General features: G+C 41.4%; 7 protein-coding genes, 26 tRNA genes and 3 rRNA genes. 2 read left to right on the top strand and 34 right to left on the bottom strand.

Annotated elements, in window-relative coordinates; genetic code table 11:
- Positions 1-8 precede the first annotated feature (8 nt).
- The 3 genes from MUA88_RS07275 to MUA88_RS07285 form a co-directional block, all read right to left on the bottom strand.
- On the bottom strand, positions 9-731 hold the full coding sequence (locus MUA88_RS07275) for an amino acid ABC transporter ATP-binding protein (protein ID WP_262603514.1): 723 nt from the start codon (positions 729-731) through the stop codon (positions 9-11).
- A complete protein-coding gene (locus MUA88_RS07280) occupies positions 724-2,181 on the bottom strand; it encodes an ABC transporter substrate-binding protein/permease (RefSeq protein ID WP_262605319.1) in 1,458 nt (485 codons plus the stop codon). Before MUA88_RS07280 ends, MUA88_RS07275 begins: the two co-directional genes overlap by 8 nt.
- Before the next feature lie 122 nt (positions 2,182-2,303).
- On the bottom strand, positions 2,304-3,362 hold the full coding sequence (locus MUA88_RS07285; RefSeq protein ID WP_262603516.1) for a PTS sugar transporter subunit IIC: 1,059 nt from the start codon (positions 3,360-3,362) through the stop codon (positions 2,304-2,306).
- Between the two features lie 205 nt (positions 3,363-3,567).
- On the opposite strand from MUA88_RS07285, the gene MUA88_RS07290 reads away from it, so the two are divergent.
- Together MUA88_RS07290 and MUA88_RS07295 are read left to right on the top strand one after the other, a co-directional pair.
- Positions 3,568-3,651, top strand: a tRNA-Leu gene (locus tag MUA88_RS07290).
- A 53-nt stretch (positions 3,652-3,704) separates the two neighbouring features.
- A complete protein-coding gene (locus MUA88_RS07295) occupies positions 3,705-3,917 on the top strand; it encodes a hypothetical protein (RefSeq protein ID WP_262605320.1) in 213 nt (70 codons plus the stop codon).
- A gap of 486 nt (positions 3,918-4,403) precedes the next feature.
- On the opposite strand, the gene MUA88_RS07300 is transcribed toward MUA88_RS07295, so the two are convergent.
- From MUA88_RS07300 to bcp, 31 genes are all read right to left on the bottom strand, one after another.
- Positions 4,404-4,477: transfer RNA gene (locus MUA88_RS07300), tRNA-Gly, on the bottom strand.
- A 10-nt stretch (positions 4,478-4,487) separates the two neighbouring features.
- Positions 4,488-4,561, bottom strand: a tRNA-Gly gene (locus MUA88_RS07305).
- A 10-nt stretch (positions 4,562-4,571) separates the two neighbouring features.
- Positions 4,572-4,646 (bottom strand) — tRNA-Cys (locus MUA88_RS07310).
- 7 nt (positions 4,647-4,653) lie between these two features.
- Positions 4,654-4,725 (bottom strand) — tRNA-Gln (locus tag MUA88_RS07315).
- A gap of 17 nt (positions 4,726-4,742) precedes the next feature.
- A tRNA-His gene (locus MUA88_RS07320) sits at positions 4,743-4,815 on the bottom strand.
- A 2-nt stretch (positions 4,816-4,817) separates the two neighbouring features.
- A tRNA-Trp gene (locus tag MUA88_RS07325) sits at positions 4,818-4,891 on the bottom strand.
- 8 nt (positions 4,892-4,899) lie between these two features.
- Positions 4,900-4,983: transfer RNA gene (locus tag MUA88_RS07330), tRNA-Tyr, on the bottom strand.
- A gap of 7 nt (positions 4,984-4,990) precedes the next feature.
- A tRNA-Thr gene (locus MUA88_RS07335) sits at positions 4,991-5,066 on the bottom strand.
- 11 nt (positions 5,067-5,077) lie between these two features.
- Positions 5,078-5,153, bottom strand: a tRNA-Phe gene (locus tag MUA88_RS07340).
- A gap of 7 nt (positions 5,154-5,160) precedes the next feature.
- Positions 5,161-5,237 (bottom strand) — tRNA-Asp (locus MUA88_RS07345).
- An 11-nt stretch (positions 5,238-5,248) separates the two neighbouring features.
- Positions 5,249-5,322, bottom strand: a tRNA-Met gene (locus tag MUA88_RS07350).
- A gap of 20 nt (positions 5,323-5,342) precedes the next feature.
- Positions 5,343-5,435, bottom strand: a tRNA-Ser gene (locus tag MUA88_RS07355).
- A 9-nt stretch (positions 5,436-5,444) separates the two neighbouring features.
- Positions 5,445-5,518 (bottom strand) — tRNA-Ile (locus MUA88_RS07360).
- Between the two features lie 30 nt (positions 5,519-5,548).
- A tRNA-Met gene (locus MUA88_RS07365) sits at positions 5,549-5,622 on the bottom strand.
- 29 nt (positions 5,623-5,651) lie between these two features.
- Positions 5,652-5,727 (bottom strand) — tRNA-Ala (locus MUA88_RS07370).
- An 18-nt stretch (positions 5,728-5,745) separates the two neighbouring features.
- Positions 5,746-5,819, bottom strand: a tRNA-Pro gene (locus MUA88_RS07375).
- Positions 5,820-5,833: 14 nt separating this feature from the next.
- Positions 5,834-5,907 (bottom strand) — tRNA-Arg (locus MUA88_RS07380).
- A 16-nt stretch (positions 5,908-5,923) separates the two neighbouring features.
- Positions 5,924-6,012, bottom strand: a tRNA-Leu gene (locus MUA88_RS07385).
- Between the two features lie 7 nt (positions 6,013-6,019).
- Positions 6,020-6,094: transfer RNA gene (locus MUA88_RS07390), tRNA-Gly, on the bottom strand.
- Positions 6,095-6,098: 4 nt separating this feature from the next.
- Positions 6,099-6,180: transfer RNA gene (locus tag MUA88_RS07395), tRNA-Leu, on the bottom strand.
- 7 nt (positions 6,181-6,187) lie between these two features.
- Positions 6,188-6,263: transfer RNA gene (locus MUA88_RS07400), tRNA-Lys, on the bottom strand.
- A gap of 7 nt (positions 6,264-6,270) precedes the next feature.
- Positions 6,271-6,346 (bottom strand) — tRNA-Thr (locus MUA88_RS07405).
- Positions 6,347-6,352: 6 nt separating this feature from the next.
- A tRNA-Val gene (locus tag MUA88_RS07410) sits at positions 6,353-6,428 on the bottom strand.
- 8 nt (positions 6,429-6,436) lie between these two features.
- Positions 6,437-6,551, bottom strand: a 5S ribosomal RNA gene (gene rrf / locus MUA88_RS07415).
- A gap of 73 nt (positions 6,552-6,624) precedes the next feature.
- Positions 6,625-9,549: ribosomal RNA gene (locus MUA88_RS07420) — 23S ribosomal RNA — on the bottom strand.
- A gap of 313 nt (positions 9,550-9,862) precedes the next feature.
- Positions 9,863-9,938 (bottom strand) — tRNA-Ala (locus MUA88_RS07425).
- 21 nt (positions 9,939-9,959) lie between these two features.
- Positions 9,960-10,036: transfer RNA gene (locus MUA88_RS07430), tRNA-Ile, on the bottom strand.
- Between the two features lie 103 nt (positions 10,037-10,139).
- A 16S ribosomal RNA gene (locus tag MUA88_RS07435) occupies positions 10,140-11,690 on the bottom strand.
- The 16S, 23S and 5S rRNA genes sit together here with 25 tRNA genes alongside, the layout of an rRNA operon.
- A gap of 1,093 nt (positions 11,691-12,783) precedes the next feature.
- On the bottom strand, positions 12,784-13,251 hold the full coding sequence (gene perR, locus MUA88_RS07440) for a peroxide-responsive transcriptional repressor PerR (RefSeq protein ID WP_262603517.1): 468 nt from the start codon (positions 13,249-13,251) through the stop codon (positions 12,784-12,786).
- An 85-nt stretch (positions 13,252-13,336) separates the two neighbouring features.
- Positions 13,337-14,287 (bottom strand): phosphoglycerate dehydrogenase, encoded by a 951-nt coding sequence (locus MUA88_RS07445; protein WP_262605321.1) that lies wholly within the window; start codon positions 14,285-14,287, stop codon positions 13,337-13,339.
- 4 nt (positions 14,288-14,291) lie between these two features.
- Positions 14,292-14,750 carry a thioredoxin-dependent thiol peroxidase gene (gene bcp / locus MUA88_RS07450; protein WP_262603519.1) on the bottom strand — a complete coding sequence of 153 codons (459 nt, stop codon included), beginning with the start codon at positions 14,748-14,750 and terminating at the stop codon, positions 14,292-14,294.
- Positions 14,751-14,752: the final 2 nt, after the last annotated feature.

Raw genomic sequence — 14,752 nt, forward strand, 5'->3', positions numbered from 1 at the left:
CTAAATTATTATAGGACACGACTTAAAAAGTTCTGTGTACGTTGATGCTGTGGATTTTCAAAAATATTTTCTGGTGTGTCATCCTCTACAACAACACCATCAGCCATAAAGACTACTCTGTCACTGACATTTTTCGCAAATCCCATTTCATGCGTCACTACAATCATCGTCATACCTTCTTTAGCCAAATCCGTCATAACGTTCAACACTTCACCAACCACTTCCGGATCAAGTGCTGATGTCGGCTCATCGAATAGTAACACATCCGGGTTCATCGCCAGTGCACGCGCAATCGCTACCCTCTGTTTTTGTCCCCCAGATAACTGATTGGGATAAGCATCCGCACGATCTTTGAGTCCAACTTTATCTAATAGTTCTAGTGCCTGTTTTTCTAAAGTTGCTTTGTCTCCTTTTTTAAGCAATCCTGGTGCTAAAATGATATTTTCAATCACTTTTTTATGTGGGAATAAATTAAAGTTTTGGAATACCATGCCCATATCTTGACGTAATTTATCAACATTTGTTTCTTTAGCTGTTAAATCTTTACCTTCAAATATCACTTGACCCTTAGTGGGTGTTTCTAACAAATTCATACATCTCAATAATGTACTTTTACCACTTCCTGAAGGGCCAATGATTGCTACAACTTCCCCTTTTTCAACTTCCAAATTAATACCTGTCAAAACTTCATTTTTTCCAAAAGATTTATGTAGATCATGTATTTTAATCACTGACGCTCAATCTCCCTTCAAAGAAATTCATTACACGTGAAAGCATGAATGTTAAGATGAAATACAATACTGCTGCAATTAATAGCGGTGTGAACGGATCAAAAGATGCCCCTTGTACAACTTGTGAGTTGAACATAATTTCACTCACACCAATTACAGATACAATTGATGATTCTTTAATAACAGTCACGAATTCATTCCCTAATGCAGGCAAGATATTTTTTACAGCTTGTGGCATAATAACTGTTTTCATCGTTTGACCATAGCTTAATCCTAAACTTCTTGCTGCTTCCATTTGTCCTTTATCCACAGCGTTAATACCTGCACGGATAATTTCAGCGATGTAAGCTGAACAGTTAATCACCAATGCAATCGTACCGCAAATAAATGCTGATATATCAAGACCAAGGACTGCAGTCGTACCAAAGTATACTAAGAATACTTGTACTAAAAGCGGTGTCCCTCTTAAAAATTCAATATATGCAGATGCTAACCATTTCAGTGGTTTGATACTACTAATCTTCATCAATGCAAACAATGCACCAAAGTTGGCCCCAAAGAATACACCCATAATTGAAATTAAAATTGTATTTTTTAAACCAGTCAAAAAGAATGTACCATATTTCGCGAAGAAGCTACCATCTTCTTTCATGGCTTGAGCTGCTTTTTCTGCATATTTATCAATTAAATTTTTATCATTTACTTCTGCCACCGTCGCATTTACATTTGCTAAAAGTTCTGGTGAATTTTTAGGAACGGCCACTGCTGTCTGTTTTTCAGAATTTGCAAATTCAACTTTTGATAAGACAAGGTCATCATTTTGTTTCAAATATGCATCAGCTACAGCACTGTCCATGACAACACCATCAATTTTATTACTCTTCAAAGATAAAATCACTTCGGGAAGACGTGTTAAAGATTGTACATCCGCATCTTTAATTTCTGTTTGTGCCAATTCTTCTTGAGTCGTTTGTTTTTGCGCACCAATTCGTTTTCCTGTTAAATCATCTAACGTTTTGTATTTATCTGCATCTTTCTTTCTAATAACTACTGTTTGTTTAACTGTCATATAAGAATCTGAGAAGTCAACTTCTTTTTCACGTTCTGATGTCGGTGTCATACCTGAAATAATCATATCGATTTTTCCAGTTTTCAATGCACCTAATAAACTATCAAATTGCATATTCACAATCGTTAATTTTAAACCGTGATCATCAGCAATCTTTTTCGCTAATTCAATATCAATCCCTGCATATTCACGTTTCCCATTTATGGTACGTTCAAATTCCATCGGTGCGTAGTCAGCAGATAAGCCGACACGCAACTCCCCACGCTCTTCTATTTTTTTCCACTTGTCATCCGCAGCGTAAGCAGGTTTGCCAAGAGGTAATGTTGATAATAAAATTGCTAAAACAAATGCGATACAACCCAACTTTTGTATATATTTCATCTCATAACCTCCTCTAATGTTATTCATTATTATACATATGTATGCAAGTTTATGCAATAACAATTTTAAAAAAAGCTATTGCCTTGAAATACTGGCAATAGCGAATTAACTTACAATATATTTTATTGTTTTGGTAATTCAAAACGATAAATCTCATTTGAATAACCAGGTAAGATTTTCTTACATATTTGATGTACAAAAAATGCTACGGTGAACGGAATAATGAAGTATGCAAATAATAATAGTAAGGCATTCATCATCGGGTCGCCATCCATACGGTTAAATGCGTTGATTGGACCAACTAATCCTGTATAACCAAATCCTGCTGACATAGGTGTTCCTTTAATATCAACGAAGTAAGCCAATAATCCACCAACAACACCATTAATTGCAAGTGGTATCATGATAATTGGATGTTTTAAATAAACAGGAATCATCATTTTGGCAGCACCAATTAATAACACAATATTGACACCAGCTTTATTAACGACTAATGAACCAAATAAGAAAGTCACACATGCTGCAACAATCCCCATATTAGCAGCACCACTACCAAGTCCAGCTAACGAAATAGCCGTTGCAATGGCTACAAGTGAGATTGGCGTTACCATTAACAATGCAAATGTCACAGCAATCAATATACTCATCAATAATGGATTTAATTCTGTAAATGAATTGATGATTGATCCAAGTGTTCCTGTTACTTTTCGAACATATGGTAAAATCAGTAACCCAATATAACCAGAAACAACTGGAATCACAACTGGCAAAATAATTAATTCAAGTGAGCCAAACTTACCGCGCAACAACATAAACATCGCACAGGCAAGCATCACAATAATCATGATATTGATAATATCACCAATACCTTGCAACATGATTGTTCCGTTTTCAAAAACAACTGCACCAGATCCTAACATAGCAGACGTTCCAACGAACACCGCACCTGGCCCTGAAAACTTAAACATATTTGCCGCAACAACACCGACGATAAATGCCATGAATGATTGAATGACGATAACGAGTTGGTAAATCAATTCTAAAGCTTCATTACCATCTTTAAAAAACTTCAATACTTCTCCTAAAAGCGCATTTGGTAAGAGTGCAATAACGACTCCTGCACCTACCGCATTTAATATATTGTTAAAAAATTGCTTTCCACTACTTTGCGTCTTTCCCACTAAATGATCCTCCTCGATAATATTATGTATATCATAATACAAAACAAGCACATCCACAATAAACAATATCAACTATTCTATACATGAAAACGCATAAAAATTTAAATAACACAGATAGAAATTATTTTAAAAAGATTGACGAAATAATCTGTACGTAATATAATAGTTATTGTGATTTTGAAAGATAAATTCAACATCATCTGATGCCGGTGTGGCGGAATTGGCAGACGCGCGGGACTCAAAATCCCGTGTCCATTAGGACGTGTCGGTTCGACCCCGACCACCGGTACTACTCAAAAAGCTTGGTAAGTATTTATACTTACTGAGCTTTTTTGTTTGAGGTTGGGACAAAAGCGTTTAGGATTTGAGCAGAACCAAGCGATGCGCAAAATTGCTTTTCAAATTTTGTCGGATCGCGGATGTTCTGCCGAGAATCCTGCTTTTGGGACACCGTTTATCATTATTAAGGTACAAAAATCTTTTTCTCTAGTATGGACAATTTTATCTTCTAGAAATCAATATAAACAATGCACCCCTATCACAATACTTCATTAATAAAAATACAATCATTCATAAGATCTGAACGCTATTCAGCTATTCACTTCAACACCTATCTAAAACAATAAAGGTTAATCCTTCAAAAAATAAACTTTAAAAATTGCTGCATAACACATCACAAATAATCATATAACTATATGGCGTAACAATTATTTCTAATATAAGATGCTTAAAGCAATAAGTTGAACTTAAAATCTATTTTGGTTTCTATTATTTAACATAGCCAAAATTAATTGAAGTGAGGCGCCTTGGCAAGCGAGCATTAAAGAAATGATAGTACTCAAAAAGCGCACAATTAATAATTAACTGTACGCTTAAATGAATGTAGTGATTACTACGTGTTATGATTAAGTTAAAAATAAAATGAGTTACTTTTAATTATCTGCCCACCCCAAAAGATGAACATCCTATAAAGACAACAAAAAAACCGTCCATGACTCATTTTAATAAAATCTAATGAGTTGGTTCGGATGATAAAAAATATGGAGCGGAAGATAGGACTTGCACCTATATCTCTTTCCGGGAAGGAAAGTATTCTGAAATTGAAATACTCCCGCATAATAAATATGGAGCGGAAAATAGGACTTGCACCTATACCTCTTTCCGGGAAGGAAAGTGTTCTAAAATTAAACTATTCCCGCATATAAAAGATGGAGGCGGCAACCGGATTTGAACCGGTGAATAAGGGTTTTGCAGACCCTGGCCTTACCACTTGGCTATGCCGCCAAAGTAACTGGGCTAGCTGGATTCGAACCAGCGAGTGACGGAGTCAAAGTCCGTTGCCTTACCGCTTGGCTATAGCCCATTAATAATAAATTTAAGGGCGGCTGATGGGAATCGAACCCACGAGTGTCGGAACCACAATCCGATGCGTTAACCACTTCGCCACAGCCGCCATGGCAGGGGCAGTAGGAATCGAACCCACATCAAAGGTTTTGGAGACCTCTATTCTACCGTTGAACTATGCCCCTATTAAGGATGGTGGAGGGGGGCAGATTCGAACTGCCGAACCCGAAGGAGCGGATTTACAGTCCGCCGCGTTTAGCCACTTCGCTACCCCTCCAAATGAATGGTGCCGGCCAGAGGACTTGAACCCCCAACCTACTGATTACAAGTCAGTTGCTCTACCAGTTGAGCTAGGCCGGCAAAAATAAAAATGGTGGTTCAGGACGGAATCGAACCGCCGACACAAGGATTTTCAGTCCTTTGCTCTACCGACTGAGCTACTGAACCATTACAATGGCGGTCCCGACGGGAATCGAACCCGCGATCTCCTGCGTGACAGGCAGGCGTGTTAAACCGCTCCACTACGGGACCACTAAAAAATATTGCGGGAGGCGGATTTGAACCACCGACCTTCGGGTTATGAGCCCGACGAGCTACCGAACTGCTCCATCCCGCGATAATAGAAATTATAATAAATGGCGGAGGAAGAGGGATTCGAACCCCCGCGAGCCGTTAAGCCCCTGTCGGTTTTCAAGACCGATCCCTTCAGCCAGACTTGGGTATTCCTCCAAAATTATATGGACCTTGCAGGACTCGAACCTGCGACCGAACGGTTATGAGCCGTTAGCTCTAACCAACTGAGCTAAAGGTCCGAATAATAATTTCTATCAACTAATAATTAGTGGCGGCGGAGGGGATCGAACCCCCGACCTCACGGGTATGAACCGTACGCTCTAGCCAGCTGAGCTACGCCGCCATATATAGTTGTATAAGTATTAAATTAAATGGTGGAGACTAGCGGGATCGAACCGCTGACCTCCTGCGTGCAAAGCAGGCGCTCTCCCAGCTGAGCTAAGCCCCCATTATATATTCAAGTAAGTCGGGAAGACAGGATTTGAACCTGCGACCCCTTGGTCCCAAACCAAGTGCTCTACCAAGCTGAGCTACTTCCCGTAAAGAATAAGAAGCGCGCCCGATAGGAGTCGAACCCATAACCTCTTGATCCGTAGTCAAACGCTCTATCCAGTTGAGCTACGGGCGCATATTTAAATAAAAGATGGTGCCGAGGACCGGAATCGAACCGGTACGGTAATCACTTACCGCAGGATTTTAAGTCCTGTGCGTCTGCCAGTTCCGCCACCCCGGCAAAATAATGGAGCAGAAGACGGGATTCGAACCCGCGACCCCAACCTTGGCAAGGTTGTATTCTACCGCTGAACTACTTCTGCTTAATGCGGGTGAAGGGAGTCGAACCCCCACGCCGTAAGGCGCTAGATCCTAAGTCTAGTGCGTCTGCCAATTCCGCCACACCCGCTTGAAAATGGTGAGCCATAGAGGATTCGAACCTCTGACCCTCTGATTAAAAGTCAGATGCTCTACCAACTGAGCTAATGGCTCTTGATAATGGTGCCGGCCAGAGGACTTGAACCCCCAACCTACTGATTACAAGTCAGTTGCTCTACCAATTGAGCTAGGCCGGCTTAAAATGGTGGAGAATGACGGGTTCGAACCGCCGACCCTCTGCTTGTAAGGCAGATGCTCTCCCAGCTGAGCTAATTCTCCATATGTTTACCTGGCACCGTCCTACTCTAGCGGAACGTCAGTTCAACTACCATCGGCGCTAAAGAGCTTAACTTCTGTGTTCGGCATGGGAACAGGTGTGACCTCTTTGCCATTGGCACCAGATAAAATGAATGTTATACATTCAAAACTAGATAGTAAGTATATCAGTTAGACAAACAAAACCTTGTGAAAAAATTTGATTAAGTCTTCGATCGATTAGTATTCGTCAGCTCCACGTATCACTACGCTTCCACCTCGAACCTATTAACCTCATCATCTTTGAGGGATCTTATAACCGAAGTTGGGAAATCTCATCTCGAGGGGGGCTTCATGCTTAGATGCTTTCAGCACTTATCCCGTCCATACATAGCTACCCAGCTATGCCGCTGGCGCGACAACTGGTACACCAGAGGTATGTCCATCCCGGTCCTCTCGTACTAAGGACAGCGCCTCTCAAATTTCCTACGCCCACGACGGATAGGGACCGAACTGTCTCACGACGTTCTGAACCCAGCTCGCGTACCGCTTTAATGGGCGAACAGCCCAACCCTTGGGACCGACTACAGCCCCAGGATGCGATGAGCCGACATCGAGGTGCCAAACCTCCCCGTCGATGTGAACTCTTGGGGGAGATAAGCCTGTTATCCCCGGGGTAGCTTTTATCCGTTGAGCGATGGCCCTTCCATGCGGAACCACCGGATCACTAAGTCCGTCTTTCGACCCTGCTCGACTTGTAGGTCTCGCAGTCAAGCTCCCTTATGCCTTTACACTCTTTGAATGATTTCCAACCATTCTGAGGGAACCTTTGAGCGCCTCCGTTACTCTTTAGGAGGCGACCGCCCCAGTCAAACTGCCCGCCTGACACTGTCTCCCAGCACGCTAAGTGCTGCGGGTTAGAAATCCAATACAATTAGGGTAGTATCCCACCAATGCCTCCACGTAAGCTAGCGCTCACGCTTCTAAGGCTCCTACCTATCCTGTACAAACTGTACCGAATTTCAATATCAGGCTACAGTAAAGCTCCACGGGGTCTTTCCGTCCTGTCGCGGGTAACCGGCATCTTCACCGGTACTATGATTTCACCGAGTCTCTCGTTGAGACAGTGCCCAAATCGTTACGCCTTTCGTGCGGGTCGGAACTTACCCGACAAGGAATTTCGCTACCTTAGGACCGTTATAGTTACGGCCGCCGTTTACTGGGGCTTCGATTCGTAGCTTCGCAGAAGCTAACCACTCCTCTTAACCTTCCAGCACCGGGCAGGCGTCAGCCCCTATACGTCACCTTACGGTTTAGCAGAGACCTGTGTTTTTGATAAACAGTCGCTTGGGCCTATTCACTGCGGCTCTTCAGAGCGTGAACCCTAAAGAGCACCCCTTCTCCCGAAGTTACGGGGTCATTTTGCCGAGTTCCTTAACGAGAGTTCGCTCGCTCACCTTAGAATTCTCATCTTGACTACCTGTGTCGGTTTGCGGTACGGGCACCTATTTTCTAGCTAGAGGCTTTTCTCGGCAGTGTGAAATCAACGACTCGAAGAAACGTATTTCTTCTCCCCATCACAGCTCAATCTTAACGAGTGCCGGATTTGCCTAACACTCAATCTCACTGCTTAGACGTGCACTCCAACAGCACGCTTCGCCTATCCTACTGCGTCCCCCCATCGCTTAAAACGAATTTAGGTGGTACAGGAATATCAACCTGTTATCCATCGCCTACGCCTTTCGGCCTCAGCTTAGGACCCGACTAACCCAGAGCGGACGAGCCTTCCTCTGGAAACCTTAGTCAATCGGTGGACGGGATTCTCACCCGTCTTTCGCTACTCACACCGGCATTCTCACTTCTAAGCGCTCCACATGTCCTTGCGATCATGCTTCAACGCCCTTAGAACGCTCTCCTACCATTGTCCTACGGACAATCCACAGCTTCGGTAATATGTTTAGCCCCGGTACATTTTCGGCGCGGTGTCACTCGACTAGTGAGCTATTACGCACTCTTTAAATGATGGCTGCTTCTAAGCCAACATCCTAGTTGTCTGGGCAACGCCACATCCTTTTCCACTTAACATATATTTTGGGACCTTAGCTGGTGGTCTGGGCTGTTTCCCTTTCGAATATGGACCTTATCACCCACATTCTGACTCCCAAGTTAAATTATTTGGCATTCGGAGTTTGTCTGAATTCGGTAACCCGAGAGGGGCCCCTCGTCCAAACAGTGCTCTACCTCCAATAATCATCACTTGAGGCTAGCCCTAAAGCTATTTCGGAGAGAACCAGCTATCTCCAAGTTCGATTGGAATTTCTCCGCTACCCTCAGTTCATCCGCTCACTTTTCAACGTAAGTCGGTTCGGTCCTCCATTCAGTGTTACCTGAACTTCAACCTGACCAAGGGTAGATCACCTGGTTTCGGGTCTACGACCAAATACTCATTCGCCCTATTCAGACTCGCTTTCGCTACGGCTCCACATTTTCTGCTTAACCTTGCATCAGATCGTAACTCGCCGGTTCATTCTACAAAAGGCACGCCATCACCCATTAACGGGCTCTGACTACTTGTAAGCACACGGTTTCAAGTTCTCTTTCACTCCCCTTCCGGGGTACTTTTCACCTTTCCCTCACGGTACTGGTTCACTATCGGTCACTAGAGAGTATTTAGCCTTAGGAGATGGTCCTCCCAGATTCCGACGGAATTTCACGTGCTCCGCCGTACTCAGGATCCACTCAAGAGAGGTCACGTTTTCGACTACAGGATTATTACCTTCTATGATTAACCTTTCCAGGTTATTCGTCTAACATGTCCTTTTGTAACTCCGTATAGAGTGTCCTACAACCCCAACAAGCAAGCTTGTTGGTTTGGGCTCTTCCCGTTTCGCTCGCCGCTACTCAGGGAATCGATTTTTCTTTCTCTTCCTCCGGGTACTAAGATGTTTCAGTTCTCCGGGTCTGCCTTCTTACATGCTATGTATTCACATGTAGATAACACGACATAACTCGTGCTGGGTTTCCCCATTCGGAAATCTCTGGATCACAGCTTACTTACAGCTCCCCAAAGCATATCGTCGTTAGTAACGTCCTTCTTCGGCTTCTAGTGCCAAGGTATTCACCGTGCGCCCTTAATAACTTAATCTTTGTGATGTTTTGCCAATCGTTCGCATTCGGTTTCATTTCTTTCTTCGCTTGCTCAGTTACGCTAAGTAATCTTCGCTGCACTCATCAAGAAATTCATAGACTGACAAACGTTTTCAAAACATCATCTGTCTACCGAAAGTACGATTCCAACATCCACCAGTTATTAATTATGTGAGTCGTCATTTGACGACTAGCGATAATTTTTAGTTTCAAGCTTTTGCTATTCACTCGGTTTTTGCTTGGTAAAATCATTTATACTTACTTATCTAGTTTTCAATGTACAATTTTCATCATTTAAGTTTTAATTTAAATGGTGGAGACTAGCGGGATTGAACCGCTGACCTCCTGCGTGCAAAGCAGGCGCTCTCCCAGCTGAGCTAAGCCCCCAAAAGGTATTAAAATTTTAAATGGTGGGCCTAAGTGGACTCGAACCACCGACCTCACGCTTATCAGGCGTGCGCTCTAACCAGCTGAGCTATAGGCCCATTTATATTTTTGAATCCTCAATAATGAGCATTCAAAACTGAATACAATATGTCACGTTAATCCGCTTATCACCTAAAGGTGATATCCGTATATTATCCTTAGAAAGGAGGTGATCCAGCCGCACCTTCCGATACGGCTACCTTGTTACGACTTCACCCCAATCATTTGTCCCACCTTCGACGGCTAGCTCCAAATGGTTACTCCACCGGCTTCGGGTGTTACAAACTCTCGTGGTGTGACGGGCGGTGTGTACAAGACCCGGGAACGTATTCACCGTAGCATGCTGATCTACGATTACTAGCGATTCCAGCTTCATGTAGTCGAGTTGCAGACTACAATCCGAACTGAGAACATCTTTATGGGATTTGCTTGACCTCGCGGTTTTGCTGCCCTTTGTAATGTCCATTGTAGCACGTGTGTAGCCCAAATCATAAGGGGCATGATGATTTGACGTCATCCCCACCTTCCTCCGGTTTGTCACCGGCAGTCAACTTAGAGTGCCCAACTTAATGATGGCAACTAAGCTCAAGGGTTGCGCTCGTTGCGGGACTTAACCCAACATCTCACGACACGAGCTGACGACAACCATGCACCACCTGTCACTTTGTCCTCCGAAGAGGAAAACACTATCTCTAGTGCGGTCAAAGGATGTCAAGATTTGGTAAGGTTCTTCGCGTTGCTTCGAATTAAACCACATGCTCCACCGCTTGTGCGGGTCCCCGTCAATTCCTTTGAGTTTCAGTCTTGCGACCGTACTCCCCAGGCGGAGTGCTTAATGCGTTTGCTGCAGCACTAAGGGGCGGAAACCCCCTAACACTTAGCACTCATCGTTTACGGCGTGGACTACCAGGGTATCTAATCCTGTTTGATCCCCACGCTTTCGCACATCAGCGTCAGTTGCAGACCAGAAAGCCGCCTTCGCCACTGGTGTTCCTCCATATCTCTGCGCATTTCACCGCTACACATGGAATTCCACTTTCCTCTTCTGCACTCAAGTTTTCCAGTTTCCAATGACCCTCCACGGTTGAGCCGTGGGCTTTCACATCAGACTTAAAAAACCGCCTACGCGCGCTTTACGCCCAATAATTCCGGATAACGCTTGCCACCTACGTATTACCGCGGCTGCTGGCACGTAGTTAGCCGTGGCTTTCTGATTAGGTACCGTCAAGACGTGCACAGTTACTTACACGTTTGTTCTTCCCTAATAACAGAGCTTTACGATCCGAAGACCTTCATCACTCACGCGGCGTTGCTCCGTCAGGCTTTCGCCCATTGCGGAAGATTCCCTACTGCTGCCTCCCGTAGGAGTCTGGACCGTGTCTCAGTTCCAGTGTGGCCGATCACCCTCTCAGGTCGGCTACGTATCGTCGCCTTGGTAAGCCGTTACCTTACCAACTAGCTAATACGGCGCGGGTCCATCTATAAGTGACAGCAAGACCGTCTTTCACTATTGAACCATGCGGTTCAATATGTTATCCGGCATTAGCTCCGGTTTCCCGAAGTTATTCCAGTCTTATAGGTAGGTTACCCACGTGTTACTCACCCGTCCGCCGCTAACGTCAGAGGTGCAAGCACCTCGTCTGTTCGCTCGACTTGCATGTATTAGGCACGCCGCCAGCGTTCATCCTGAGCCAGGATCAAACTCTCCATAAAAGAAGTAAGCTTGATTAGCTCGTTTGATTGTTTAAGTCAATCACTCTTGAAAGTACTACTCTGAGTACTTAAATTATCGGAATTAACGTTGACATATTGTCATTCAGTTTTCAATGTTCATTTTTTGCTGTTACGATTATTTATTATACTTAATCGTTTTCGTTGTGTCAACTACTTTTTTTAAGTTTTTTTCGTAATCAGTTTTGATTCCTTGTTGAAATGTTTTGTTCTTTTCAACAATAACCATCTTATATTTTATCGGAAGATTATTCAAGAGTTAATTTTACACTTTATTGATTTATTTTAAAAGCATCTAAATCTGTGTTTTTAACTGCTTTCTTTCGACGACTGCTATATCTTATCAAGCTATAAAGGAAACGTCAATAATATTTTCAAGGTTTTTTATACTAAAATTACCATACTAAAGAAATCAAACACCTTTAGAGTTAATTTGATTTAAATCACCCTTTATATCGACCTTTATTAACCCAAATGTATCAGATTTGCCAAGCAAAAAAGTATAAACACCATACTAATTACATCATCAATTTCAATCGATTGAATCATATCTTGATCATATTTATCTAAATAATCAATTAAGCTCAATTAAACAAACGTTCCCCAACTACTATTTAAATTTATAACTAGCATTCATTTCATCTTTTTACTTCAAAACCAATCCAAAAACTCTATTTAGATCAAAAAATCAATTTCCTCATAAATACTAACAATCAAAAAATAAAATAATCATTATAGTAAGGACTTAAAGTTAAAAACTGTTCATCAAAAGCAATACAAACGTAACACTTTCAACAAAGGTTGCAAAAATCCACTGACATTTAAAAGCAATATTACTCACCATTCAATTTTCTTAAATCTTACCTTCTATCAAAAGAGATACTTCTCCATTCCCCTCCCCCTACTTAAATATCAACATACTATTATATTTCCGTACACCAGTAATAAAATAATCAGCATCTCAAAAGAGAACTTTTTCAAAGATTCTCTTCACACTTCTAGCAATACGCCATAAAAAAGTCACTTCTTTCTATATAAGTAATACTTTGAAAGAAGTGACATATATTAAAGATGATTATTTATTTTCTTCCGACTGTTGGCAAGACTCACAAATACCGTAAATTTCCATACGATGATGTGAAACATTAAAGTTCGTCACATGTTGTGCCAACTGTTCAACCTCACTTAATAATGGATAATGAAAGTCGACAATTTTACCGCACTTTTCGCATATCACATGATAATGATTATGTGTATCGAAATCAAAACGGCTTGATGCATCACCATATGTAAGCTCTTTGACAATCCCTATTTTTTTGAAGACTTTTAAGTTATTGTATATCGTTGCAACACTAATATTAGGAAAATCAGGTGATAAAGATTGATAAATCTCGTCAGCAGTTGGATGTGTATCAACCTTAATCAGAAACTTAAGAATCGCTTGTCGCTGTGGTGTAATACGAACACCTGCTTTTCTTAATGAAGCAATAGATTCTTCCAATTGATGTTCATGTTCGTGTTGTGTTTCCAATTCTGCATGCATATTTTTTCACCTTTCTTTCCAAATAAGAATAATTATTACTTAACAATAATATACGTCTTTTTCTAATGTAATGTCAATGGAAATACTAATATCCCTTATTTAAGTCCACTTCATTCTCAATTAGTTCTCCCTCATTGAGAAAAGCGTAAAGATTACGCTTAAATATACTTGTTGCTTTCGTTTTATTGTTTGTTCCATTACCAGTAATATGACTTGTTAAGATCACGTTATCTAGTTCGTATAGTGGTGAATCTGGTTGTAGCGGTTCTTCTTCAAATACATCTAAGTAAGCTGCGCGAATCAATTTCTCATTTAAGACATGTACTAAAGTTTCTGTGCTAACAATAGATCCTCTACCTAAATTAATAAAAAGCGCGTCATCTTTCATTGCTTTAAAATCAGAAACTTGCAACAAGCTTTGTGTTTCTTTTGTTTCAGGTAAGACGTTGACAATAATATCCCCCTGATTAAAAACCGCTTCTCTTTCATCTATTGAATAGGTTTTATCAAAATAATCAACAGTACGTCCTGAAATGTTTAAACCAATCGTCTCCATTCCAAATACTTTAGCAATTTGTGCAGCGCGTTGTGGGATGACACCTGTTCCTAAAAATAATATCATTGTATCTTCTAAAGTTTTACCTGTTCGTTTTCTATTATATATTTTACTTTGCTGTTCTTCATATGCAGCTTTAAGTTGTTTGTAATCATCCAATATAAAGGCAAATAACCATTCGCTAAGTTGTTGAGCATGGACACCTTTCCCATTTGTCAGCTTGATATTTCGTTCTTGAAGCTTTTCTAATGGTAAGCTATTGACCCCCGTTGCATACCACGCAATCCATTTAAGTTTAGGTGCTGCATCAATAAATGCCTCATCCACGGCACCATGATATGAAATTAAAACGTCCATTTCTTCCTGTACATGTGTAGGTAATTCACCAGGATGTTTAAAAAATTGGAATGTAACATCGGGAAATTGTTCACGCAATACCACTTCCTCATCCCCTAAACGCATTAAGCTCACAACTAACATATGGCTATCCCTCCAATATTTCTTTTAATTGGGCAATCTGTTCTTTTACCTTCACTTTTTCAATAACATCTATAATATTCCCCGATTCATCCAATACAAACGTCGTTCTCACAATACCCATAGATTCTTTACCAAATGATTTTTTTAATTGATAAACGCCGACCGCTTCTGATAATTGATAATCTTCATCAACCAATAAATCAAAATTCAATTCATGCTTATTAATAAAATTTTGATGTTTGCGTTGTGAATCTCCACTGATACCATAGACTTCTACATTTAAATCATTAAAGTACGCTAAATTATCTCTAAAATCACACGCTTCTGTTGTGCATGTCGGTGTGTTGTCTCGTGGATAAAAATAAAGAATAGCTTTCTTACCTTTTAATGCTTCTTTTGATACGTCTTCTCCATCTTGATTCTTTAATGTAAATTCTGGAAAAGGCATTCCTTTTTGTAACATAG

Source organism: Staphylococcus sp. IVB6240 (genome assembly GCF_025558425.1).
In the GTDB taxonomy this organism is placed as follows: Bacteria; Bacillota; Bacilli; order Staphylococcales; family Staphylococcaceae; genus Staphylococcus.

Coding starts and splice junctions, on each gene's coding strand:
- MUA88_RS07280 (WP_262605319.1), bottom strand. CDS start 2,181: ATGAAATATATACAAAAGTTGGGTTGTATCGCATTTGTTTTAGCAATT.
- MUA88_RS07445 (WP_262605321.1), bottom strand. CDS start 14,287: ATGTTAGTTGTGAGCTTAATGCGTTTAGGGGATGAGGAAGTGGTATTG.
- bcp (WP_262603519.1), bottom strand. CDS start 14,750: ATGTTACAAAAAGGAATGCCTTTTCCAGAATTTACATTAAAGAATCAA.
- perR (WP_262603517.1), bottom strand. CDS start 13,251: ATGCATGCAGAATTGGAAACACAACACGAACATGAACATCAATTGGAA.